Here is a 21,716-nt window from a genome sequence, read left to right on the forward strand (position 1 = left end):
GTCGGCCGTTAAACCCCGACGCCACCAGAGGTTAGAACATACCGCTATGTATCATGTTGTTGCTTCCGATTTAGACGGCACTCTGCTATCACCTGACCATATTCTGACGCCTTATACCAAAGAGACACTTAAGTTGCTGACGCAGCGTGATGTGCACTTTGTGTTTGCGACTGGCCGCCACCATATTGACGTCGCGCAAATCCGTGACAACCTGGAAATCAGCGCTTTCATGATTACCTCCAACGGTGCGCGCGTACATAACACGGCTGGGGAGCTGATTTTTAGCCATAACCTCGACGCGGATATTGCCCGTGATTTGTACAATATTGAACACCATAATACGGATATCTTGACCAACGTTTATCTGAATGATGAATGGTTCATGAACCGCGAAAGCCCAGAGCAGAAAGAGTTCTTCCGCGAATCAGTCTTTAACTATCAGGTATTTGAACCAGCGCTGCTGCCAACGGAAGGGGTGTGCAAGGTTTACTTTACTTGCGAAGATCATGACAAGTTATTGATTTTGGAAGAAGCCATCAATGCCCGTTGGGGCGATCGAGTGAATGTCAGCTTCTCTTTCCCAACCTGTCTGGAAGTGATGGGCGGCGGTGTTTCCAAAGGTCATGCGCTTGAGCAAGTGGCTAAAATCATTGGCTATTCTTTGAAAGAATGCATCGCGTTTGGCGACGGTATGAATGATTTGGAAATGTTGTCTATGTCGGGTAAGGGCTGCATTATGCGCGATGCTCATCAGCGCCTAAAAGATATGTTGCCAAATCTGGAAGTGATTGGTTCTAATGCCGATGATGCAGTACCCCATTATCTGCGAAAGATGTTCTTAGGCACTGATAAGTAATTAATTTCTATCAGTAAAAAGTGGCGCACAGCAAAATAGTGCGCCACTTTGTTATTTTAAGTTATCTCAGACCACTCACTTACTGGTGTTGTTCCTGTTTTTGCAGGAACTGCACGCCTTTATCCGGGAAGTCGGTAAATACTCCGTCAACCCCAGCCTGATTGTAGATAATATCGAATAGCTGATTCACATCCGTGGCGTATTTCGGCAGCTTATCCGCACGGATGGTGTATGGATGCACCATCATATTATTCGCGTGGGCATCTTTGACCATACCGGTCAGCTTGATGTTATCCGGTGTCGAGGTTTCTACAACCAGCATATGATAGTCAGGGCCGATGCCGTCAGCATACTGTGCGACTTGCTTCATTGCGCCGGGTTTGAACATCCAGTCATAGCTGTAATTAACCCACTTACCATCAGGTTTCTGCTCGTAGGTTTCGTTCCAGTCGGTATAAGCCACCAGTTGGACCAGTTTCAGGTTCATACCCATCTTCGGTTCCAGCTCGTTCTTGATGCGTTTTAATTCATTGGCATCAAAGCATTGCAGATACACTTTGTCGGCTTTAGTGGTGTAACCGTACTGTTTTAATACTTCTAACACCTTGGTGGAAATGTCTTTCCCTTCCTGCTTATGGAACCATGGCGCTTTGATTTCAGGATAGATTCCGATGTTTTTACCGGTCGAATGATTCAGCCCCTGAACAAATTCAATCTCTTCCTGGAAGGTGTGCACGCGGAAATCAGATTTACCCATTGGGAAACGGCCCGGATAGCTCTGCACTTTCTTACCATCTTTATCAATATCAAAGCCTTCGGTAAATTTCAGTGATTTGATTTCCGGTAAAGTGAAGTCAATGGCGTAATAGCGGCCATCTTTGCGGGCGCGATCGGGGAAGCGCTCGGCGACATCAGTCACGCGGTCCAGATAATGGTCGTGCAGAACCACTAACTCATTATCTTTGGTCATGACCAAATCTTGTTCAAGATAATCAGCACCTTGCGCGTAGGCCATAGCTTTGGCTGGCAGTGAGTGCTCAGGTAAATAGCCACTGGCACCACGGTGCGCGATAACCACTTTATCGGCTGAAGGTGTGGTGAGTACGGATTTATCTGTGGAAGGTGACTCTGCCGCGTATGCCATACCGGCGACTGATGATGCCAGAATCATGCTCGCTACCAGTGATTTTAGGTGGGTTTGCATTGATATTGCTCCTTTTATCAATTTCAGGGTATGAAAAAGGCTGTGTCGCTATTAATCCATAGATAACGGCACAGCCTGTTTTACTCTTCGTGCTTGAAGCTAGACGTTAGCTTATAAATCCTGCTTTCTTGCCATCTCTTCGTGGTGTTTTTTCTCACTGAACATCACGACAATCAATAACAGAACGGCCAAGATGCTACCGCCAATCATGACCATAAAGCCGCCGTCCCAACCGAAGTAGTCAACGGTGTAACCGACAATGGCACTGGCTGCGACCGAACCGCCCAGATAGCCGAACAAGCCCGTGAAGCCTGCTGCGGTACCCGCTGCTTTTTTCGGTGCTAATTCAAGGGCATGCAAGCCAATTAACATCACCGGGCCGTAAATCAGGAAGCCGATTGTGATCATACAGGCCATATCAATGCCAGGGTTACCAACCGGGTTTAGCCAGTAAACAATGGTCGCGATAGTCACCAGAGTCATAAAGAACACCCCGGTCGCGCCACGGTTACCTTTAAACACTTTGTCGGACATCCAACCACACAGCAATGTCCCTGGAATACCAGCGTATTCATACAGGAAATAAGCCCATGAGGATTTATCCAGCGCGAAGTGTTTCACTTCTTTCAGATAGGTCGGTGACCAGTCGAGGATGCCGTAACGCAGCAAATAAACAAAGACGTTAGCAATTGCGATATACCATAACAGCTTGTTTGGTAACACATATTGCATGAAGATTTGTTTCGCCGTCAGCTCTTCTTCCGCGGCGACTGTATAGTCATCTGGATAGTCGTTTTTGTATTCTTCAATTGGCGGTAAACCCACAGATTGCGGGGTGTCGCGCATCAAACCAAAGACAATCAATGCCACCAAAATAGCACCGAACGCGGGCATATATAACGCAGCTTTCCAGTCGTTAAACCACGCCATCCCCAGCAGGAACAGCAATGGCGGTAAACCCCCGCCGACGTTATGGGCGCAGTTCCAGATAGAAACAATCCCACCACGTTCTTTCTTCGACCACCAGTGCACCATAGTACGGCCACATGGCGGCCACCCCATGCCCTGGAACCAGCCGCATAAGAACAACAGCACAAACATCACGGCGATACTGGACGTTGCCCAAGGCACGAAGCCCATAAACAGCATCACGGCAGCGGAGAGAATCAAACCGGCAGAGAGGAACACTCGTGGGTTAGACCGGTCAGAAACCGAACCCATGATGAATTTGGAGAAACCATAAGCAATAGAAATACCGGATAGTGCGAAGCCCAGATCCCCGCGTGAGAATCCTTGTTCGATCAAATACGGCATGGCCAAAGTAAAGTTTTTACGTACCAAATAGTAGGCAGCGTAACCGAAGAAGATGCCCATGAAGATTTGCCAGCGTAAGCGGCGGTAAGTGGGGTCGACCTGGTCTGCGGGAAGCCGTGCCACATGTGGCGCGGGCTTAAAAATACTCAACATGAGTGCCTCCGATGGCTTTTTGTTTTTTTGACTCCGGTATAGCCTGGTATCTACCCGGTGGTTAAACGGCAAAACTATTATCGTTTATGTTCCATAACGAACGCCATGCTAGATAAATTTGTAGAACTTATCTGTGAGTGATGGCGCATTTGTTACAGTTATATGAAAGTGGCGGCAATTTTGAGCGATTGGTTAACATTTTGAAACTGGTAATGACAAATTACCTGTGACTTTGATCACAATCATGGTTTTTAAACACCACTTCACTTTCGTTTTTCGTTCGTTTTTGTTCCTTATCAAACAATAACCATAAAGATTGTGGCTCAATAGACTCATAATTAGCCGCCGAGCGGCTGTCTGATAATGTGGGGTCTTTCATGACGAACAGTTCTCCTTACACAGAAACGGATGTCATCATTATTGGTGGTGGCGCGACCGGTGCCGGGATTGCCCGAGACTGCGCCAGACGCGGTTTGGCTTGCACGCTTTTGGAGAGGCATGACATTGCTACCGGTGCGACGGGCCGCAATCATGGCTTATTACACAGTGGCGCACGTTATGCTGTAACCGACGGTGAGTCCGCGCGTGAATGTATTGAAGAAAACCGGATTCTGAAACGCATTGCCCGCCATTGTATTGAGCAAACCGATGGCTTGTTTATCACCTTGCCGGAAGACTCTCTGGACTATCAGGAACAATTTATTGCTCGCTGCCAGGAGGCGGGGATCGACACCGAAGCCATTGATCCTAAACAAGCATTACGGCTTGAGCCCGCCGCTAACCCCGCGCTGATTGCTGCCGTGCGCGTACCGGACGGTACAGTTGATCCCTTCCGCTTAACCGCCGCCAATATGTTGGATGCACGTGAGCACGGTGCCAATGTGCTGACTTATCATGAAGTTATCGGCTTATTGCGTCACGGTGATCGAGTGAGTGGCGTGCGCGTTTTTGATCACAAAAATCAGCGGCAATATGATATTCATGCGCAAATTGTCGTGAATGCGGCGGGGATCTGGGGCCAGCATATTGCAGAATACGCCGATCTTCGTATTCGCATGTTTCCCGCCAAAGGCGCGCTGTTGATCCTGGGGCATCGGATCAACAACATGGTGATCAATCGCTGCCGTAAACCCGCAGACGCCGACATTCTGGTGCCGGGCGATACCATTTCACTGATTGGTACCACTTCCACCCATATTGAATACGACCAAATAGACAATATGGTTGTCACGGCACAAGAGGTGGATACCTTAATTCGCGAAGGCTCCAAACTGTCGCCACAACTGGCACAAACGCGCATTTTACGTGCTTATGCTGGGGTTAGGCCGCTGGTTGCCAGTGATGATGATCCTTCAGGGCGTAATGTTAGTCGCGGTATTGTATTGCTCGATCATGCCAGCCGCGATGGGTTGGAAGGCTTTATCACCATCACTGGCGGCAAGTTGATGACCTATCGGCTGATGGCGGAATGGGCCACAGATAAAGTGTGTGAAAAGCTGGGTGTGACAGCGGCCTGCACCACAGCACAAGAGCCGCTGCCCGGCTCACAACAGTCGGCAGAACAGACTCTCAGCAAAGTCATTTCCTTACCTGCCAGCATTCGCGGCTCCGCTGTTTATCGTCATGGCGACCGTGCGACACAGCTATTGGCTGGAAACCGTCTGGATAACAGCTTGGTGTGCGAGTGTGAGGCCGTGACTGCCGGTGAAGTGCGCTATGCCATTGAATCTCTTTCAGTTAATAACCTACTGGATTTACGCCGTCGCACCCGGGTTGGCATGGGGACTTGTCAGGGCGAGCTTTGCGCTTGCCGTGCCGCGGGTTTACTCAGCCGCTTTAAGGTGACCACACCGCAGCAATCTCGTGAACAGCTTAGGCAGTTTTTGAATGAGCGCTGGAAAGGCGTACGCCCGATAGCGTGGGGCGACGCCTTGCGGGAAAGCGAGTTTACTCATTGGGTTTATCAAGGGCTTTGTGGTCTGGATGATAGCCCGAGTGCTGCCAATGTTCAGGAGAAACCAGATGAAATTTGATGTGATTATCATCGGTGGTGGGCTAGCTGGGCTGGCGTGCGGTATTCGCCTCGCCGAGCAAGGTAAATATTGCGCGATTGTCAGCGCCGGCCAAAATGCGCTGCATTTTTCTTCTGGCTCTTTGGATTTATTGGCGAAGTTGCCTAATGGGCAGGCGGTCAGCCAGCCACTTTCTGCACTTGAAACTCTGGCGGAGTTAGCGCCTGAGCATCCATATAGCAAAATGGGGCAAATAGGCCAGGTGGGTGAGTTGGCCCAACAAGCCGAGTCCCTGTTAAGCCGCTGCGGCCTGAATCTGGTCGGTAGCGCGACCAAAAATCACTTACGCCTGACGCCGTTGGGCAACTGTCGACCCACATGGCTCAGCCCGTCGGATATTCCTGTTGCGCCATTGGGTGGCCCGCTACCGTGGCAAAAAGTGGCAGTGATTGGTATTGAAGGATTCCTCGACTTTCAACCGCAAATGGTGGCCAGTGCCTTGCAGGAGCAGGGTGTCGAAGCCACAGCAGATTATCTGCATTTACCGGCACTGGACCGTTTGCGCGATAACCCCAGCGAATTCCGCGCGGTGAATATTGCGCGTGTACTGGATCAACCCGAAAATCTGCAACCGCTGGCCAATGAGCTGGCGCGTTTGTCATCCACCGCAGAAATGATTTTACTACCAGCTTGTATTGGGCTGGATGAGTCAGCGCCATTGGATGCGCTGCGCGCGGCCGTGGGTAAACCGATTCAATTATTACCAACACTGCCGCCGTCATTGCTTGGCATGCGCTTACATCAGGCTCTACGTCACCGTTTCCAGCAATTAGGCGGTATTGTCATGCCGGGTGATGCGGTATTGCGTGCTGAGCTGGTGGGGAATCGGATTACCGGGCTATATAGCCGCAATCATGGCGATATTCCACTGCGTGCGGCCCAGATGGTGCTGGCGAGTGGCAGTTTCTTCAGTAATGGGCTGGTAGCAACCTTTGAGCATGTCTATGAGCCAATACTGGATCTGGATATTTTATCACTACCCAATCGCGCAGATTGGAGCAACAGCAATATGTTTGCGCCGCAACCTTATTTGCAATTTGGCGTCAACACCGATAACCGGCTACGGGCGCTGCGCGGCGGGGTAGCACTGGATAATCTGTATGTTATTGGCGCGGTTCTCGGGGGATACGATCCGCTGCAACAGGGCTGTGGCGCAGGTGTTTCACTCACCAGTGCTTTGTTTGCTGCCGAGCAGATTGTTAGCGCCATGGAGGTGACATTATGACGTGGTTACCACAGCACGAAGACATTCAGGATAAACATGTGTCGCGGGATAATAGCTTTGAAAGTTGTATCAAATGCACGGTGTGCACCACTTATTGCCCGGTGGCGAAAGTTAACCCACTTTATCCGGGGCCAAAACAAGCTGGCCCCGATGGCGAGCGCCTGCGCCTGAAAGATCCGGCCCTATATGACGATGCATTGAAATATTGCACTAACTGCAAACGCTGCGAAGTAGCTTGCCCGTCAGATGTTAAAATCGGCGACATCATTCAGCGCGCGAAAGCCAGTTACAGCAGTAATAAGCCAAAGCTGCGCGATGCTATTCTCAGCCACACCGATATCATGGGCACCCTCTCAACACCGTTTGCTCCGGTCATCAATGCGGTCACGGGGTTAAAACCGGTGCGGGCTTTGCTGGATAAAGCGCTGAAAATTGATCACCGCCGTGAGTTACCAAAATACTCGTTTGGCACATTCCGCCGCTGGTATCGCAAACAAGCAGAGAAACAGCAACAATATACTGAACAGGTGGCGTTTTTTCATGGCTGCTTTGTTAACTATAACCATCCGCAGTTGGGTAAGGATTTAGTCAGTGTATTCAATGCAATGAACATTGGTGTTCAATTGCTTAAACGCGAGAAATGCTGTGGTGTGCCGCTGATTGCAAATGGATTTATCGAACAGGCGAAAAAGCAGGCGCGGGTGAATCTGGAGTCCCTCACTGACGCCGTGATTGGCCGGGATATCCCAGTGGTTGCAACCTCCTCAAGCTGTACCTTTACGCTACGAGATGAATATCCACATTTGCTGGATGTCGATACTGCGCCGGTGCGTGACAAAGTGGAGCTGGCGACGCGCTATCTCTACCGTTTATTAGATAAAGGGCGGGAGTTACCATTAAAACCTCTATTTTCAGCAAATAACACACCATTACGCATTGCCTATCACACGCCTTGTCATATGGAAAAGATGGGGTGGACGGCTTATACCCTGGCCTTGTTACAGCGCATTCCGGGTATTGAGCTGGTGGTGTTGGATTCTCAATGTTGTGGGATTGCCGGGACATATGGTTTTAAATCAGAGAATTACGCTACATCCCAAGGGATTGGGGCCTCATTATTCCAGCAGATTGAAGACAGTGGTGTTGATTTGGTGATTACAGATTGCGAAACCTGCAAATGGCAGATTGAGATGTCGACCAGCAAGAAATGCGAGCATCCGATTACCTTGCTGGCGCAAGCACTGGCGTGAAGTGAAAGTCAAAGACAGAGCGCGGTTTACCCGCGCTCTATTGAGAAAGGCCACCTCAAACTTATGTGACTGATAGTTAATTCAATTTCAAGGTGCTGATAATCGACTCAGCTTCAGTTTGCGCTTGCTGCTGATTTTCGGCTGGCAAGGTAATTTGTAATGTCATCAATCGGTTATCAACTTTACCCATCAACACTGAAGAATAGGCTTTCTGGCCACCGCTGGTAATAATACTGTCCAATTGTTGGAAAGGATGCCCATCGACCTTAATGGCTTTGTTCGTCACGACTTGCAGGTTGGCATCGCGGGCACGTTGCTGCTCAGCCAAGCGCTCAGTGAGAACATCCAATGCTTCATTGGTATTATCACCTAAAATCACGATAACCGCTTTATCGCCAGTTTTATTGGCGTAAACGTGCATATTGTTAGCCTGATTACCCATTTTCCCGCTTTGGTCAGATAAGTCTGCGGGTAAACTAAATGCGACTTTACCTTCCAACAAGCTGACTGGCTGGCCCACATTGTTATCGCTGCCACCATCACAGGCACTTAATCCTGCAACCAGCAGGCCAACAGCAAGAAACTTGGTTATTTTATGCATGGGAATCCCTTATTGATGATTAATATCCCCTTATTACTTGAGGTTGCAGGGGATGGCCTGCAACGCCAACTACTTTGGGTATAGCCTTATCGCACCTTATTCAGACGCCAAAAGCAATCTATTGTTCAGCAGGGCTCACCCGAGTTAGTGCTTGTTGTTCGGTCTGTCGGGCAAAGTATTTCAATAACATATTGAGCATCACACCATAGGCTGGCAAGAAGAACAACATGCAGATCAATAGCTTGAAGCTATAATCTACCAAAGCGATCTCTACCCAGTTTGCCGCCATGAAAGGATCAGAGCTGCGGTAGAATGCAATAAAGAAGAACGCCATGGTGTCGCTGATATTGCCAAAGAACATCGCGGCGGTTGGGGCAACCCACCATGCACTGCGCTGACGAAGGCGATTAAATACTTGAACATCAAGGATTTGGCCTAGGACATATGCCATGAAACTGGCAACAGCGATTCGGGCTACTACCAGATTAAAACTGGTTAATGCCGGGAATCCTTGCCAGCTTCCCTGATAAAACAGGGCAGAAATGAGATATGAAATAAGCAAAGCCGGCACCATGACGGACAAAATAATTCTGCGTGCCAATGGGGCACCAAAAATCCGCACGGTCAGGTCAGTGGCTAAGAAGATAAATGGGAAGGTAAAAGCCCCCCAAGTGGTGTGAAAACCGAAGATAGCGATCGGCAATTGCACCAGATAGTTGCTGGAGGTGATGATGACAATATGGAATAGCGATAGCCATACCAAAGCGGTCATCCGCTGTTGGGCTGTAAACGAAAACATAAATGTGACCTTTTTGGTTATTGGGGTGAGGGAACCCAAACATAATGTGCCGCAATTTCTGCGACGCGCGGCATAATACGCGTTTGCGCAACGAATGCAATGGTTAATTTTAGCGCAAACGATGGCTTATCCACGGAATTTATTGTGCCACTTGCACCTTAAAACCGGCGGAGTAAACTATCCCGCTTCGTAAGCCTACTTGCATTTTATATTGCTATTAACCTGTTTACTGACACACAAGAGAACTGCAATGACCGATATTTTTGCCAATCCGGATAAAACACTTGATGCACTGGGCCTGCGTTGCCCGGAGCCGGTGATGATGGTGCGTAAAACAGTCCGGCATATGGAAGACGGTCAAACTCTGCTTATTATTGCTGATGATCCGGCCACGACCCGTGATATTCCCGGTTTTTGCCGCTTTATGGACCACCAGTTGTTGGCTCAAGATACCCAACAAACGCCTTATCGCTATTTGGTCAAGAAAGGGGCAAAAACGGAGTAATTTGCCGCTTTTGCCCTTGCTCCTAAATATCTCTCTTGCGCAATAACCTCAGCGCATTTGCTGTCACTAACGCTGTTGCCCCGGAGTCTGCTAATACTGCCAGCCACAAACCGGTCAACCCCAGTAATGTGGTCACCAGGAAAATACCTTTTAGCCCCAATGCGATAGTAATATTCTGGCGAATATTGGCGTTGGCCGCGCGTGATAACAGGATGATTTCAGCCAGCCCAGTCAGCCGGTTATGGGTCAGTGCGGCATCGGCTGTTTCCAACGCAACATCAGTGCCACTGCCCATCGCAATACCGATACTGGCGGCTTTCATCGCCGGGGCATCATTGATGCCATCCCCGACCATCACCGTAGGGTGGGCCACATTCAGTGCCATAACTGCCTGGACTTTATCGGCCGGTAGCAATCCCGCTTGGTAATCAATTCCCAGTTCGTTGGCAATGGCTGCGGCTGCTCGTGGGTTATCACCAGTTAGCATTACACCTTGAATTCCTAACTTTTTCAGCGAATCAATAGCTTGTTTTGCATCATTGCGTAAAGTGTCACGCAGCGCCACTAAACCAATGAATTTCTCATTTTCCAGCACGGCGACGGCGGTTTTACCGCTACTTTCCAGCTCATCGAGCTGCACTAGCCACTCAGTAGTTAATAATGCCGGTGATATTTTACTGGGCGCACTGACAAGAATAGTTAGCCCGTTGACTTTGCCCTCCACTCCAACGCCCGCCAATGCCCGTCGCTCTTCGGCGAGTGGCAACATAGTGGTGTTTTGTTGCGCGCGTTGCATGATGGCCACTGCCAATGGATGGTGCGACCCCGCTTCGACCGCTGCCGCCAGTGCTAACAGGCGAGTTTCACTCACGCCAAATACTGGCAATATATCAGTGACTTGCGGTTTTCCCTCGGTCAGTGTCCCGGTTTTGTCAAAGGCCACAGTTTGAATGCGGCCCAGTTGCTCTAGCGCGGCCCCCCCTTTGATGAGCGCGCCGCGCCGCGTTGCAGCAGCCAGTGCAGAGGTGATCGCCGCTGGGGTAGAAATGACTAACGCACATGGGCAGCCAATCAGTAGCAATGTCAGCCCCCGGTAAATCCAGGTTTCCCAAGGCTCGGCGAAAGCCAGAGGCGGAACCAGCATCACCAGCGCCGAGAGAAACATAATTGCGGGCGTATAAATGCGGCTGAAACGGTCAATAAAACGCTCAATAGGTGCGCGGCGTTCTTCTGCTAATTCAATAAGTTGTAGAATGCGGTCAATGGCATTATTGCCCGGTTCTGAAATAACCCGCATTTCAGTGGCCCGGTCGACCGACAAGCTCCCCGCTGCAACTTTTTCACCTTTCTGGCGTTCAATAGGGATAGATTCGCCAGTGAGTGCGCTTTCATCAAAACTGGCAAAAGGGGTCATTAATTCAGCATCAGCGGGCAGTCGACCGCCGGGCGAGATTTCAATGATATCGCCAGGGCGTAAGCTGGAAACCGGAACTTGTCTGCGTTCACCATTTTTTAGCAGCAGCGCTTCTTCAGGTACTAACGCCATCAACGCCGTCACGCCACGACGAGCGCGGTTTGCCGCATAAGATTCGAGTAATTCACCAATCATAAACAGCAGCAATACCATTGCCGCTTCGGCAGTAGCGCCAATAAACATCGCCCCGATAGCCGCGACACTCATTAATGTTTCAATAGCGAATGGTGTGCCGGAACGAATAAGCTTCCAAGCTTTGGTGGCAATCGGGATCAACCCGACAATTGTCGTCGCGGTAAAGGCGAATTCGCTCAGTTCAATGCTGAATAAAGAGATTCCCCAACTGATGAGCATTAGCGTGGTTAATAATGCAATGGGTATGTATTCACGATAGCGTGATTCTTGCGCGCTGGTTTTGCTTGCCGCAGGTGATTGGGTATCGACCAGACTGAACCCCGCCTTGATAACCGCCTGCTGCACTTCGGGGCGAATATCTGACTGGGCGTCGACAACCAGCTTTTCTGTAGCAAAGAGAACTTTTACATTTTCAACACCGATGAGGCTACTGACTGCATTTTCAATTTTACGGGCACAACTTGGGCAATCCATCCCTTTAACTTGCCAACTAAAACGCTGACTACCAGAAGGTAGCGCGGTAGCAAGCCTGTCGCTTTCCTCATCGCCCTCATCAGTGAGGCTCTGACTACAGCAGCCTCCTTCATGATGTGAATGCTCACTCACTGAAACTGTACTGTCGTTGCTGGTATTGGCCGTTTGTTGGCTGCTGCAACCTGTTTGTTTTTTTGCATGAGTATGTCCACAGCCACAGTGACTGTGTGTATCTGCTGAATGTTGATGTTCGGAATGTGAATGCATGGTGCCTCCTGGACAGAATGTAAAAGATATACAGGATTGAGCCGGTATGGTTGCACTCTACACCTTGGAGTCAACTCCAGAGTCAAGAGGGTAAATGAGAATAATTACTAAGCGGGGCTGAAACCAAGAGAAGGATATAACAGAAAGGAACGCACTTTGCGCTGAACACACGGGTTCCATCCTTGGAACCGTAAGGCCATATGACTATGAAAATACTGTTTCGTAGTCATCGGTTAATTATAAATTCATTGGTTAATTATAAATATAGTGACCTGACAATCAGGAAGTGCCCAACAAAGTAGCACCCCGCGACGATGGCATCTGAAGCTCGGAAAGAAAAGCGATAGCGGTTTAGCAGCCAGATTGCATGGGATATCAGCAATAACACGGTCCCTGTCAGCAATGAGAAACTCAGGTCTGTGCTACGAGCAAAGTATTGTTCACCAGCCATCCACACCATAAGCAATGTCATCCCGATGAACGCAACCACCGGCCAGCGCATTTCTTCCAGTCGGGTCCAGATTGTGGCTAACAGTAATGCACCCACGATAATGAGCACCAAGGGGAGCGGCCAGAACAGGGTGAATGTCATCTGGCTGGCAAAACTGATGGTATACAATAAATGAGAGAGGAAGAATGCGCCTAGAGCATAAAGTAAGCGCTCACTGGGTAGCAGCAATAAGGCATCGGCGACCAGTGTTGCCAGCAGACCTAAAACAATCAGGTAGCCAGCAGGGCCGAGGATAGGCGCTTGCCATGCAAGTAAAAGCAAGAGTAGCAGAGTGACAGGCTTAAATACCCAACGTTGCCAGCGTGGGCCTCGGTAAGTTGCATCGACAAACAACCAACCAGAAAAGAATACGGCAAGGAATGGCCAGCTCATTATTTATCCTTTTTTCTATACAGGTTTGAATGAAAGTACCTGTGTTGTAATGATAATCCGCAACGCCAATGACTCTGAGCATACATCAATTAAGTGTAAGGGATGGAAGCCAAGAGTGATAGCAGCACTATGGTGATTTGCATGATTTGTGCCACTTAATGCGTAGCACTACGCATAATCAGATTTAGCGAAGGGATAGACCGGCTGAAGTCTTGGTCTTGTCTGGCCCACATGTTATGTTAACGCCGATTTCCGTTCGCTAAATCAAGGGATAGAGGCAATAGCACATGGCCAATGAACAATTGCTTTATCGCATTCAGTTTATAAATAATGGTAAAAATTATCAGCTCTATGTCCGCGAAGTAGGCCCAAGCACCTTATTTGGGTTTATTGAAATTGCTGATTTTGTCTTTGATAGCCAATCGACCTTGCTGGTCGACCCCTCAACTGAAAAATTGAAGACAGAATTTTCCGGTGTTAACCGTAGCTATATTCCCCTTCACTCAGTGATTCGTATTGACGCAGTGACTGAAAAGGGCAGTGCCCGCATTTCCGAACTGGGCAGCAACGTGATGAGTTTCCCTTATCTGCCAGGGAATAAACCATAAATCCCTCTTGCGAGTGAGATTGAATGGGCAAGATGATTATGAACAAACTTCCGTTATTATTTATTGCCGTGGTGGTATTGATTGTTGTGTTGGCCACTCGCCAATATTGGCAGAAGAAACGGCAAGATGCAGAAAATGACCGCTTACCCGTGCGCAGTTTACAAGTTGAAGTTGTTGATAAACGTGAAGTATTAGCGCCAAACCGCCGTTCACGTCAACGTGAAGAGATTGTTGCTGAAGAAAAACGCTATGAAGTTTATTTCCGGCCACTACTGAGTGGAATTGAGGTAAGCAAGGGCAGTAACATCAAAATGGTACTGCCGCAGCAGGAATATAACCGAATAGAGCAAGGCGCAAAGGGCACTTTACGCATACAAGGGACCCGCTATATTGGTTTTACTCCAAGTTCAGTCGCCAAATAAACAACCTGCTACCATAATCCTACTGGATGATAAAACGCAGGATATAACGACAGTCACTATTATTTCTTAGGCAGCGGTGGTTGCTTCTTTTGCCAGGCCAATAATTCGAAAACGCCGAACACAAAAATTTTCAATTGTTGTAACCCACTGATCGGCTGGTCTTTTGGCTGGGTGGATTTAAGCAATATCAGTTGTAAACCATGCATCAAAACCATGAAGATCATCGCAACATTAATAAAATATTTCAAAGGCTTAGGGAACGGCTGAAACAGATTCAGCAATAAGAAAAACCATACCCCCAACATCAATAGCCGGCCGAGATTAATCCACATGGTGTTGCTCCTGTTCTTCAATTGATACCCGCTCTTGGGGAGTATCTTTACGACGAATATAGAGGCGGTAGGCAACCTGCCCAGCAATTTTCTCTCGATGTAACTGCCAACTGGCGGGGACATCAGCGGCGGCACTCTCAGCCTCAGCTTCAACATAAATCCAGGCATCGGCAGTTAGCCAGTTGAATTGCTCCAATAAATTGATAGTTTCCGCCAGTAAACCTTTACGGAAAGGGGGGTCAAGGAACACCAAATCAAAAGGTTGACCCGGCTGGGCTAGCCATTGTAAAGAATTAGTGTTGACCACTTGCCCAGTGTCAGCACTCAATAATGTTAGGTTGCTGCTCAGTTGCTTAGCAACATGCCTGTCAGCTTCTAACAGAATGGCTTCACCCGCATAGCGCGATAACGCTTCCAGCCCTAAGGCACCGCTGCCCGCAAAACAATCCAGGCATCGGGCACCTTGAATCATTGGCGCAAGCCAGTTGAACAATGTCTCTCTGACCCGATCAGTGGTAGGGCGCAGTCCAGGGCTATCCGGTACAGGTAATTTGCGTCCTCGCCATTTACCACCAATGATCCGGATTTGTCCTGCCGACGGTTGTGTAGCTTGTTTTGTTTTTGCTATAGGTCGCTTTGCCATAGATCACTTTGCTTGAAAGTTGGCCAGTATTGCAGCACTGAATAAAAAAGTTAGTTCTTATTCTACCAATGAGTGCAGTGTGGGGGAAACGTTAAACCTTTGTTGATTGAATTCACAATAGAAAGCAGCATCGTGTGCGTGTTGCTGTTCAGGGGAAAGTGATAGACTTGCGAACTATTATCTTATTTGTGCAAACCCAAAGTAATTAGAGTCCAAAAATGGCAAAAGAAAAAAAACGTGGATTTCTTTCCTGGCTGGGTTTAGGCCGCCAGAATGAAGAACACACAGCAGAGCCATTGGCTACTGAGAAAGAAGATTTAGCTGAACATGCTGTAGAAGAGCAAGTTATCAGCGAAAAACAGGCTGAAATAGTTTCAGAAAATATATCTGTTGAGGTAGAAGATCACGAGCCAGTGGCCGAGCGCTCTACCTTAACCCCAGGTGAATGGGATAGCGCCGCGATTAGCGAAGCTGCGGCTGAAACTCTGCCGGAAGTCGAGGCTGAGCCCACTGCGCAGTCAGTTGAAGAATCCATCGATTTTTCTGAAGATCGCCAATATTTACAGCATCACTTCTCACAGGCCCAGAGTGAGAAAGGTAATATTGACTCATGGGATGAAGGCACCGTCAGTGCGCCAGAATTGCCGTTGACGGAAGGCAATGTTGTTATCGATATCCCAGAGCCACAAGCTATTGCAGAACAACCTCAGGCCGAGATCGTTGAGGAACTTCCTGTTCTGGAAGAAGAAATTGAAGTTGAAGAAGAAATCGTAGCTGTTGCGGCTCAAGAACAAGAGCGGCCAACCAAAGAAGGATTTTTTGCACGATTAAAGCGCAGTTTAATTAAAACTAAACAGAATCTTGGCTCCGGTTTTATGGGGCTATTCCGTGGCAAGAAAATCGACGACGATTTGTTTGAAGAATTAGAAGAACAGCTCCTAATTGCAGATGTTGGCGTCGAAACAACCCGAAAAATCATTACTTCTTTGACAGAGCATGCCAGCCGTAAGCAGCTAAAAGATGCCGAAGCGTTGTATGGCAAACTCAAAGAGGAAATGTCTGAAATTCTGTCTAAAGTGGACAAACCATTAGACGTCAGTGGTAAGAATCCATTTGTTATTTTAATGGTTGGTGTGAATGGCGTGGGTAAAACTACGACCATCGGCAAGTTGGCACGCCAATTCCAGGCCGAGGGGAAATCCGTCATGCTGGCCGCGGGTGATACTTTCCGCGCGGCGGCAGTAGAACAGCTGCAAGTTTGGGGTGATCGCAACAAGATTGCTGTTGTTGCACAACATACTGGCGCTGACTCTGCATCCGTCATTTTCGATGCGATCCAAGCGGCTAAAGCGCGTGGTATTGATGTGCTCTTGGCTGATACGGCAGGGCGTCTGCAAAATAAAGCCCACCTGATGGAAGAGCTGAAGAAGATTGTTCGTGTGATGAAAAAGCTGGACGGCGATGCCCCCCATGAGGTTATGCTGACGTTGGATGCCAGTACCGGACAAAATGCGGTTAGTCAGGCGAAACTGTTTAATGAAGCTGTGGGCCTGACCGGAATTACCCTAACTAAACTCGACGGCACCGCCAAGGGCGGGGTGATTTTTGCCATCGCGGATCAGTTCGGTATCCCAATTCGCTACATCGGTGTTGGGGAAGGTATAGAGGATTTACGGCCATTTAAGGCTGACGATTTTATTGAGGCTCTTTTTGCCCGAGAGGATTAATACGGATGATTCGCTTTGAACAGGTCAGTAAAGCTTATCTGGGCGGACGACAGGCGCTGCAAGGGGTAGATTTTCATCTGCGTCCAGCGGAAATGGCGTTTTTGACCGGCCATTCCGGTGCAGGGAAAAGTACTCTGCTGAAACTGATTTGTGGTATCGAGCGCCCCAGTGCCGGCCATATCTGGTTTGGTGGTCATGATATCAGCCGCCTGAAAAACCGCGAAGTACCTTTTTTGCGTCGCCAGATCGGGATGATCTTCCAAGATCATCACCTGCTGTTGGACAGAACGGTATATGACAATGTTGCCATGCCATTGATTATCGCTGGTGCCAGTACCGAAGATATTCGCCGCAGGGTGTCAGCGGCATTAGATAAAGTAGGGCTGTTGGATAAAGCGAAAAACTTCCCTATTCAGCTTTCTGGTGGTGAGCAACAGCGTGTTGGTATTGCTCGTGCGGTGGTAAACAAGCCCGCAGTATTACTGGCCGATGAACCGACTGGTAACTTGGATGATGCGCTATCTGAAGGCATTTTGCGTTTATTCGAAGAGTTTAACCGTGTGGGTGTTACCGTGTTAATGGCTACCCACGATACGTCGTTGATTGCCCGGCGGCGCTACCCGATTCTGACATTAAGTCAGGGGCGGATGTCAGGAGCGCATCATGGCGAATAATAGTGCGCAGAAAGCAAAAACCAAGGCGTTGAAGGGCGGTTGGCGCGAACAGTGGCGCTATTCGTGGGTTAATGCTATTGCCGATATGATGCGCCAGCCACTGGCGACACTACTCACCGTGATGGTGATTGCCATCTCACTGACACTGCCGAGTGTGTGTTATATCGTGTGGAAGAATGTCGGCCAAGCGGCGGATCAATGGTATCCAACCCCACAGTTGACGGTGTATCTGGATAAAGCGCTGGATGATAACGCGGCTGAAAATGTCGTGACCGCGCTGAAAGCAGAAGCTGGTGTTGAGAAAGTTAATTATCTGTCGCGTGAAGAAGCGATGGGTGAGTTTCGTAACTGGTCTGGTTTTGGCGGTGCTTTGGATATGCTGGAAGAAAACCCACTGCCTGCGGTTGCCATTATTACGCCTAAGCTGGATTTCCAAAGCTCAGGTACGCTCGATACCTTGCGTGACCGGGTCAGTAAGGTTGAGGGGGTCGCTGAAGTTCGTATGGATGACAGTTGGTTTGCTCGTTTGGCGGCATTGACCGGGCTAGTTGGGCAAGTTGCGGCAATGATTGGCGTGTTGATGGTGGTTGCCGTATTCCTGGTCATTGGTAACAGTGTGCGTCTGAGTATCTTTAGCCGTCGCGATACTATCAATGTCATGAAACTGATTGGGGCGACTGATGGGTTTATCCTACGGCCATTCTTAAATGGTGGCGCAATGCTCGGCTTTGGTGGCGCGGTGTTATCACTAATACTCTCTGAAGCGTTGGTATGGAAGCTCGGGTCGGTTGTTACGCAGGTCGCCACAGTATTCGGAACGAGCTTTGTACTACATGGTTTAAGCTGGGATGAGTGCCTGCTGTTGGTATTGATCTCTGCCATGATTGGCTGGATTGCAGCTTGGCTGGCGACGGTTCAACATTTACGCCGATTTACACCGCAGTAAAAAATGTTTGTTATACTCTTTCCCTGCGGTGCTCAGTTAAGGCAGGGAAAGGGTCATTATTTGCCTGTTAGTTCCATAGACTCCCCCTGATACGCGCAGTGAGTTATCTGCTAAAATCAACAGTTGAAACTGTGATCCAGTTTGAACTTTTATGGTAATAACCGGTCGAACAACACAGTGAAATGATAAGGTGCCCAGCGCTTGAATCTGCTTAAGCAGGTGCTAAAATATCGGCGCTGAGAGAAATTTGCACTAAACATGAATGCAATGAGAGGGTTTCGAATGACCAAAGAAATGCAAACTTTAGCCTTAGTACCCCAAGGTAGTCTGGAAGCCTATATTCGGGCTGCCAATGCCTATCCAATGCTGACTGCAGAGGAAGAGCGGGAACTGGCTGAACGGCTGCATTACCAGGGCGATCTGGAGGCGGCTAAACAGCTAATCCTGTCTCACCTGCGCTTTGTTGCTCATGTTGCCCGTAACTATTCCGGGTATGGTTTGCCACAGGCTGACCTTATTCAGGAAGGTAATATTGGCTTGATGAAAGCGGTTCGCCGTTTTAACCCCGAAGTTGGGGTGCGTCTGGTGTCCTTCGCGGTACACTGGATCAAAGCAGAAATTCACGAATATGTTCTGCGTAACTGGCGGATTGTTAAAGTCGCGACCACTAAAGCTCAGCGTAAGTTGTTCTTTAACCTGCGTAAAACCAAGCAGCGTTTAGGCTGGTTCAATCAGGATGAAGTCGAGCTGGTTGCCAAAGAACTGGGTGTGACCAGTAAAGATGTTCGTGAGATGGAATCGCGCATGTCCGCTCAGGATATGACTTTCGACCCATCTCCAGATGACGAAGCTCGTGATGGCCAATCTATGGCACCCGTCCTGTATTTACAGGATAAAACCTCAGACTTTGCTGATGGCATTGAAGAGGATAACTGGGACAATCACGCAGCAGACAAATTGTCTTATGCGTTGGAAGGTTTAGACGAGCGGAGTCAGCATATTATCCGTGCTCGTTGGCTGGATGATGACAATAAGTCTACGTTGCAGGAGCTGGCTGATCAGTACGGTGTATCTGCTGAACGTGTTCGTCAGCTTGAAAAGAATGCGATGAAAAAATTACGTATGGCGATTGAAGCCTAATACAGCGAGTTAGATGCTGTAACACAACTGAAAGGGCGATAATTATATCGCCCTTTTGCTTTTCTGATATTCACCGCTGCCAACTGTGAGTGCCGCGACTAAAACCACAGGCACGCATGAAACCATCCACCGCTTCACGGTTTGCGGTTGCCACCTGATCGTCCTTCAATTGCCAGTGCTTCACTTGCGCTAACTGGCGCAATGTTTCTTCAATAAGATAAAGCCCCACACCACGCCGGCGCGTCACTTCTCTGACATATAAATCCTGAAGCTCGGCCTGTTGGCCATCTACGCTAACTTTAACTGCTCCTAACAAGCGCTCATTAAATCGCGCGGCAAAGAGCGGTTTACCGTCATTAATCCATTGCTGCCAGACAGTGTGTTGCTGCTCAGGCCAGATTTTCGCTAAATCGGTAAGATCCTGATGAGTAAGGGTTGTTAATTGTTCAATAGTCAGTTTCATCGTCGATAGACCGCAAAGATGTAAGGGTTATAGGGCTGTGGTTTATTGTACTAGATCACGGGTCAGAGAGTTGTGTAAGTTTTTCTGTACGTTCACGGGGGAAAATGTTTTTTCGCTACTGCATTTTCCGAGTTTTAACAGAGTAAATGATCACATAACTAGCACAATCTACTATCATTTGAGTAAAACCCATTCAATTTAATCCTAATTTTATGCTGTTTACACCGCTTGTTTCTGCTTGTCTCAGTTGATTTACAGCATAAAACTCCTGTTTAATAGCATGAAAAATAAAGTCTTATTAGAAAAAAGTATGACTTTTGAGACTAAATCATTATTACTTATGAAGAAAACGTTACGGCGCTATAAAACGTTCAGACCAACACAACAAGCACGTTCACAATGACAGATGGGGAATTCGCGGATGAAATTAACAAAAGGTAAAGTGTTGCTGGCTGGGTGTATAGCAATGGCGATGAGTCATTCTGTGCTGGCGAAAGACATCAAAGTTGCCATTGTTGGCGCAATGTCTGGCCCGGTTGCCCAATACGGTGACATGGAATTTACCGGTGCTCGTCAGGCTATTGCTGATATCAATGCCAAAGGCGGAATTAATGGCGATAAATTGGTCGGTGTGGAATACGATGATGCCTGCGACCCGAAACAAGCGGTAGCTGTTGCTAACAAAGTGATTAATGACGGCATCCGTTATGTAATCGGACACCTGTGTTCCTCTTCAACTCAGCCTGCTTCAGATATTTATGAAGATGAAGGCGTGATTATGATCACCCCTGCGGCCACCAATGCTGACCTGACCACCCGTGGTTATAAAATGATTATGCGGACCACAGGTCTGGACTCTGATCAAGGCCCAACGGCGGCAAAATATATCCTTGAAACTATCAAACCTAAACGAATTGCTGTCATACATGATAAGCAGCAATACGGTGAAGGTTTGGCGCGCTCTGTACGTGATAGCCTGAAAAAGCAAGGTACAGAACCTGTGCTGTTTGAAGGTGTGACTGCAGGCGATAAAGATTTCTCTACACTGGTTGCTCGCTTGAAGAAAGAAAACGTCGATTTTGTTTATTTCGGCGGCTACTACCCAGAAATGGGCCAAATTCTGCGCCAGGCGAAGCAAGCTGGCTTGACCGCTCGCTTTATGGGGCCAGAAGGTGTGGGTAACTCCTCACTGTCTAACATCGCAGGTGATGCTTCTGAAGGCATGTTAGTGACATTACCAAAACGCTATGACCAGGTTCCTACTAACCAACCTATCGTGGATGCGCTGAAAGCGAAGAAACTGGACCCTACTGGCCCATTCGTCTGGACGACCTACGCTGCGCTGCAATCATTGACAACTGCGATGGAACGTAGCGGCAGCCAAGAACCCGCTGATTTAGTCAAGGATCTGAAAACCGGCAAGCCGGTAGAAACAGTGATGGGGCCATTGAACTGGGATGAGAAAGGCGATCTGAAAGGGTTTGAGTTCGGTATTTTTGAATGGCATGCGGATGGCTCATCTACCGCAGTCAAATAACAATAATATTAG

22 protein-coding genes are annotated in these 21,716 nt (G+C 48.5%); 12 read left to right on the forward strand and 10 right to left on the reverse strand.

What is annotated here, in order from left to right; translation table 11 throughout:
• Positions 1 to 46: 46 nt before the first annotated feature.
• A complete protein-coding gene (gene yigL / locus F0T03_RS01050; protein ID WP_145556085.1) occupies positions 47 to 856 on the forward strand; it encodes a sugar/pyridoxal phosphate phosphatase YigL in 810 nt (269 codons plus the stop codon).
• Between the two features lie 79 nt (positions 857 to 935).
• Here yigL and glpQ read toward each other — a convergent pair whose 3' ends face one another.
• From glpQ to F0T03_RS21505, 3 genes are all read right to left on the reverse strand, one after another.
• Positions 936 to 2,060, reverse strand: coding sequence for a glycerophosphodiester phosphodiesterase (glpQ, locus tag F0T03_RS01055; RefSeq protein ID WP_159677066.1), 1,125 nt, complete (start codon positions 2,058 to 2,060; stop codon positions 936 to 938).
• A gap of 111 nt (positions 2,061 to 2,171) precedes the next feature.
• Entirely contained in the window at positions 2,172 to 3,527 is a 1,356-nt protein-coding gene (gene glpT / locus F0T03_RS01060; RefSeq protein WP_145556087.1) for a glycerol-3-phosphate transporter, read from the reverse strand.
• Positions 3,528 to 3,747: 220 nt separating this feature from the next.
• Complete coding sequence (locus F0T03_RS21505) at positions 3,748 to 3,906, reverse strand: hypothetical protein (protein WP_167515567.1); 159 nt, start codon at positions 3,904 to 3,906, stop codon at positions 3,748 to 3,750.
• Here F0T03_RS21505 and glpA point away from each other — a divergent pair.
• Genes glpA through glpC form a run of 3 tightly spaced genes read left to right on the forward strand, consistent with a single transcriptional unit; the run spans position 3,905 to position 8,074 of the window.
• Positions 3,905 to 5,560, forward strand: a complete 1,656-nt coding sequence (glpA, locus tag F0T03_RS01065) for an anaerobic glycerol-3-phosphate dehydrogenase subunit A (protein ID WP_159677067.1) — start codon at positions 3,905 to 3,907, stop codon at positions 5,558 to 5,560. The genes F0T03_RS21505 and glpA overlap by 2 nt on opposite strands.
• On the forward strand, positions 5,550 to 6,824 hold the full coding sequence (gene glpB / locus F0T03_RS01070; protein WP_159677068.1) for a glycerol-3-phosphate dehydrogenase subunit GlpB: 1,275 nt from the start codon (positions 5,550 to 5,552) through the stop codon (positions 6,822 to 6,824). The genes glpA and glpB overlap by 11 nt, the downstream gene beginning before the upstream one ends.
• Positions 6,821 to 8,074, forward strand: a complete 1,254-nt coding sequence (glpC, locus tag F0T03_RS01075; RefSeq protein ID WP_162526853.1) for an anaerobic glycerol-3-phosphate dehydrogenase subunit GlpC — start codon at positions 6,821 to 6,823, stop codon at positions 8,072 to 8,074. Before glpB ends, glpC begins: the two co-directional genes overlap by 4 nt.
• A gap of 76 nt (positions 8,075 to 8,150) precedes the next feature.
• Here glpC and F0T03_RS01080 read toward each other — a convergent pair whose 3' ends face one another.
• Positions 8,151 to 8,675, reverse strand: a complete 525-nt coding sequence (locus tag F0T03_RS01080; protein ID WP_145556090.1) for a DcrB family lipoprotein — start codon at positions 8,673 to 8,675, stop codon at positions 8,151 to 8,153.
• 118 nt (positions 8,676 to 8,793) lie between these two features.
• A complete protein-coding gene (locus F0T03_RS01085; protein ID WP_159677069.1) occupies positions 8,794 to 9,474 on the reverse strand; it encodes a 7-cyano-7-deazaguanine/7-aminomethyl-7-deazaguanine transporter in 681 nt (226 codons plus the stop codon).
• Between the two features lie 250 nt (positions 9,475 to 9,724).
• Here F0T03_RS01085 and tusA point away from each other — a divergent pair, with 250 nt between their 5' ends.
• Entirely contained in the window at positions 9,725 to 9,979 is a 255-nt protein-coding gene (tusA, locus tag F0T03_RS01090; protein WP_145556092.1) for a sulfurtransferase TusA, read from the forward strand.
• A gap of 22 nt (positions 9,980 to 10,001) precedes the next feature.
• On the opposite strand, the gene F0T03_RS01095 is transcribed toward tusA, so the two are convergent.
• Both F0T03_RS01095 and F0T03_RS01100 read right to left on the reverse strand, forming a co-directional pair.
• On the reverse strand, positions 10,002 to 12,329 hold the full coding sequence (locus F0T03_RS01095; RefSeq protein ID WP_159677070.1) for a zinc/cadmium/mercury/lead-transporting ATPase: 2,328 nt from the start codon (positions 12,327 to 12,329) through the stop codon (positions 10,002 to 10,004).
• A 256-nt stretch (positions 12,330 to 12,585) separates the two neighbouring features.
• Complete coding sequence (locus tag F0T03_RS01100; protein WP_129195380.1) at positions 12,586 to 13,212, reverse strand: lysoplasmalogenase; 627 nt, start codon at positions 13,210 to 13,212, stop codon at positions 12,586 to 12,588.
• Positions 13,213 to 13,499: 287 nt separating this feature from the next.
• Here F0T03_RS01100 and F0T03_RS01105 point away from each other — a divergent pair, with 287 nt between their 5' ends.
• Positions 13,500 to 13,820 carry a DUF1820 family protein gene (locus tag F0T03_RS01105; protein ID WP_004710182.1) on the forward strand — a complete coding sequence of 107 codons (321 nt, stop codon included), beginning with the start codon at positions 13,500 to 13,502 and terminating at the stop codon, positions 13,818 to 13,820.
• 38 nt (positions 13,821 to 13,858) lie between these two features.
• On the forward strand, positions 13,859 to 14,242 hold the full coding sequence (locus F0T03_RS01110) for a DUF2500 domain-containing protein (RefSeq protein ID WP_159677071.1): 384 nt from the start codon (positions 13,859 to 13,861) through the stop codon (positions 14,240 to 14,242).
• 59 nt (positions 14,243 to 14,301) lie between these two features.
• Here the strand turns inward: F0T03_RS01110 and F0T03_RS01115 are convergent, their stop codons facing one another.
• Positions 14,302 to 14,574, reverse strand: coding sequence for a DUF1145 family protein (locus F0T03_RS01115; RefSeq protein WP_145556096.1), 273 nt, complete (start codon positions 14,572 to 14,574; stop codon positions 14,302 to 14,304).
• The gene (gene rsmD, locus F0T03_RS01120) at positions 14,564 to 15,217 is read right to left on the reverse strand and encodes a 16S rRNA (guanine(966)-N(2))-methyltransferase (protein WP_159677072.1); all 654 of its coding nucleotides are present in this window, start codon (positions 15,215 to 15,217) and stop codon (positions 14,564 to 14,566) included. The genes F0T03_RS01115 and rsmD overlap by 11 nt, the downstream gene beginning before the upstream one ends.
• A 218-nt stretch (positions 15,218 to 15,435) precedes the next feature.
• Between rsmD and ftsY the strand changes: the two genes are divergently transcribed.
• The 4 genes from ftsY (at position 15,436) to rpoH (ending at position 19,704) form a co-directional block, all read left to right on the forward strand.
• Positions 15,436 to 16,944: a signal recognition particle-docking protein FtsY gene (gene ftsY, locus F0T03_RS01125; protein ID WP_159677073.1), complete on the forward strand. Its 1,509-nt coding sequence runs from the start codon at positions 15,436 to 15,438 to the stop codon at positions 16,942 to 16,944.
• Between the two features lie 5 nt (positions 16,945 to 16,949).
• Positions 16,950 to 17,618, forward strand: a complete 669-nt coding sequence (gene ftsE, locus F0T03_RS01130) for a cell division ATP-binding protein FtsE (protein ID WP_004391337.1) — start codon at positions 16,950 to 16,952, stop codon at positions 17,616 to 17,618.
• Positions 17,608 to 18,564, forward strand: coding sequence for a permease-like cell division protein FtsX (gene ftsX, locus F0T03_RS01135; RefSeq protein WP_145556100.1), 957 nt, complete (start codon positions 17,608 to 17,610; stop codon positions 18,562 to 18,564). The genes ftsE and ftsX overlap by 11 nt, the downstream gene beginning before the upstream one ends.
• A 282-nt stretch (positions 18,565 to 18,846) precedes the next feature.
• A complete protein-coding gene (gene rpoH / locus F0T03_RS01140) occupies positions 18,847 to 19,704 on the forward strand; it encodes an RNA polymerase sigma factor RpoH (RefSeq protein WP_025379881.1) in 858 nt (285 codons plus the stop codon).
• Positions 19,705 to 19,774: 70 nt separating this feature from the next.
• Here the strand turns inward: rpoH and panM are convergent, their stop codons facing one another.
• Positions 19,775 to 20,167, reverse strand: a complete 393-nt coding sequence (gene panM, locus F0T03_RS01145) for an aspartate 1-decarboxylase autocleavage activator PanM (protein WP_145556101.1) — start codon at positions 20,165 to 20,167, stop codon at positions 19,775 to 19,777.
• A 421-nt stretch (positions 20,168 to 20,588) separates the two neighbouring features.
• On the opposite strand from panM, the gene F0T03_RS01150 reads away from it, so the two are divergent.
• Positions 20,589 to 21,704, forward strand: a complete 1,116-nt coding sequence (locus F0T03_RS01150; protein ID WP_145556102.1) for a branched-chain amino acid ABC transporter substrate-binding protein — start codon at positions 20,589 to 20,591, stop codon at positions 21,702 to 21,704.
• The last annotated feature ends 12 nt before the right edge of the window (positions 21,705 to 21,716 follow it).

The organism is Yersinia canariae (assembly GCF_009831415.1).
Classification (GTDB): domain Bacteria; phylum Pseudomonadota; class Gammaproteobacteria; order Enterobacterales; family Enterobacteriaceae; genus Yersinia; species Yersinia canariae.

Bases quoted from the DNA above. Each gene is read 5' to 3' on its own strand.
- F0T03_RS01110 (WP_159677071.1), top strand. From the start codon at position 13,859: ATGAACAAACTTCCGTTATTATTTATTGCCGTGGTGGTATTGATTGTT.
- F0T03_RS01150 (WP_145556102.1), top strand. From the start codon at position 20,589: ATGAAATTAACAAAAGGTAAAGTGTTGCTGGCTGGGTGTATAGCAATG.
- F0T03_RS01080 (WP_145556090.1), bottom strand. From the start codon at position 8,675: ATGCATAAAATAACCAAGTTTCTTGCTGTTGGCCTGCTGGTTGCAGGA.
- F0T03_RS01115 (WP_145556096.1), bottom strand. From the start codon at position 14,574: ATGTGGATTAATCTCGGCCGGCTATTGATGTTGGGGGTATGGTTTTTC.
- ftsX (WP_145556100.1), top strand. From the start codon at position 17,608: ATGGCGAATAATAGTGCGCAGAAAGCAAAAACCAAGGCGTTGAAGGGC.
- rpoH (WP_025379881.1), top strand. From the start codon at position 18,847: ATGACCAAAGAAATGCAAACTTTAGCCTTAGTACCCCAAGGTAGTCTG.
- glpB (WP_159677068.1), top strand. From the start codon at position 5,550: ATGAAATTTGATGTGATTATCATCGGTGGTGGGCTAGCTGGGCTGGCG.
- F0T03_RS01105 (WP_004710182.1), top strand. From the start codon at position 13,500: ATGGCCAATGAACAATTGCTTTATCGCATTCAGTTTATAAATAATGGT.
- ftsE (WP_004391337.1), top strand. From the start codon at position 16,950: ATGATTCGCTTTGAACAGGTCAGTAAAGCTTATCTGGGCGGACGACAG.
- F0T03_RS21505 (WP_167515567.1), bottom strand. From the start codon at position 3,906: ATGAAAGACCCCACATTATCAGACAGCCGCTCGGCGGCTAATTATGAG.
- yigL (WP_145556085.1), top strand. From the start codon at position 47: ATGTATCATGTTGTTGCTTCCGATTTAGACGGCACTCTGCTATCACCT.
- F0T03_RS01095 (WP_159677070.1), bottom strand. From the start codon at position 12,329: ATGCATTCACATTCCGAACATCAACATTCAGCAGATACACACAGTCAC.
- F0T03_RS01085 (WP_159677069.1), bottom strand. From the start codon at position 9,474: ATGTTTTCGTTTACAGCCCAACAGCGGATGACCGCTTTGGTATGGCTA.
- glpC (WP_162526853.1), top strand. From the start codon at position 6,821: ATGACGTGGTTACCACAGCACGAAGACATTCAGGATAAACATGTGTCG.
- tusA (WP_145556092.1), top strand. From the start codon at position 9,725: ATGACCGATATTTTTGCCAATCCGGATAAAACACTTGATGCACTGGGC.
- glpT (WP_145556087.1), bottom strand. From the start codon at position 3,527: ATGTTGAGTATTTTTAAGCCCGCGCCACATGTGGCACGGCTTCCCGCA.
- F0T03_RS01100 (WP_129195380.1), bottom strand. From the start codon at position 13,212: ATGAGCTGGCCATTCCTTGCCGTATTCTTTTCTGGTTGGTTGTTTGTC.
- glpA (WP_159677067.1), top strand. From the start codon at position 3,905: ATGACGAACAGTTCTCCTTACACAGAAACGGATGTCATCATTATTGGT.
- panM (WP_145556101.1), bottom strand. From the start codon at position 20,167: ATGAAACTGACTATTGAACAATTAACAACCCTTACTCATCAGGATCTT.
- ftsY (WP_159677073.1), top strand. From the start codon at position 15,436: ATGGCAAAAGAAAAAAAACGTGGATTTCTTTCCTGGCTGGGTTTAGGC.
- glpQ (WP_159677066.1), bottom strand. From the start codon at position 2,060: ATGCAAACCCACCTAAAATCACTGGTAGCGAGCATGATTCTGGCATCA.
- rsmD (WP_159677072.1), bottom strand. From the start codon at position 15,217: ATGGCAAAGCGACCTATAGCAAAAACAAAACAAGCTACACAACCGTCG.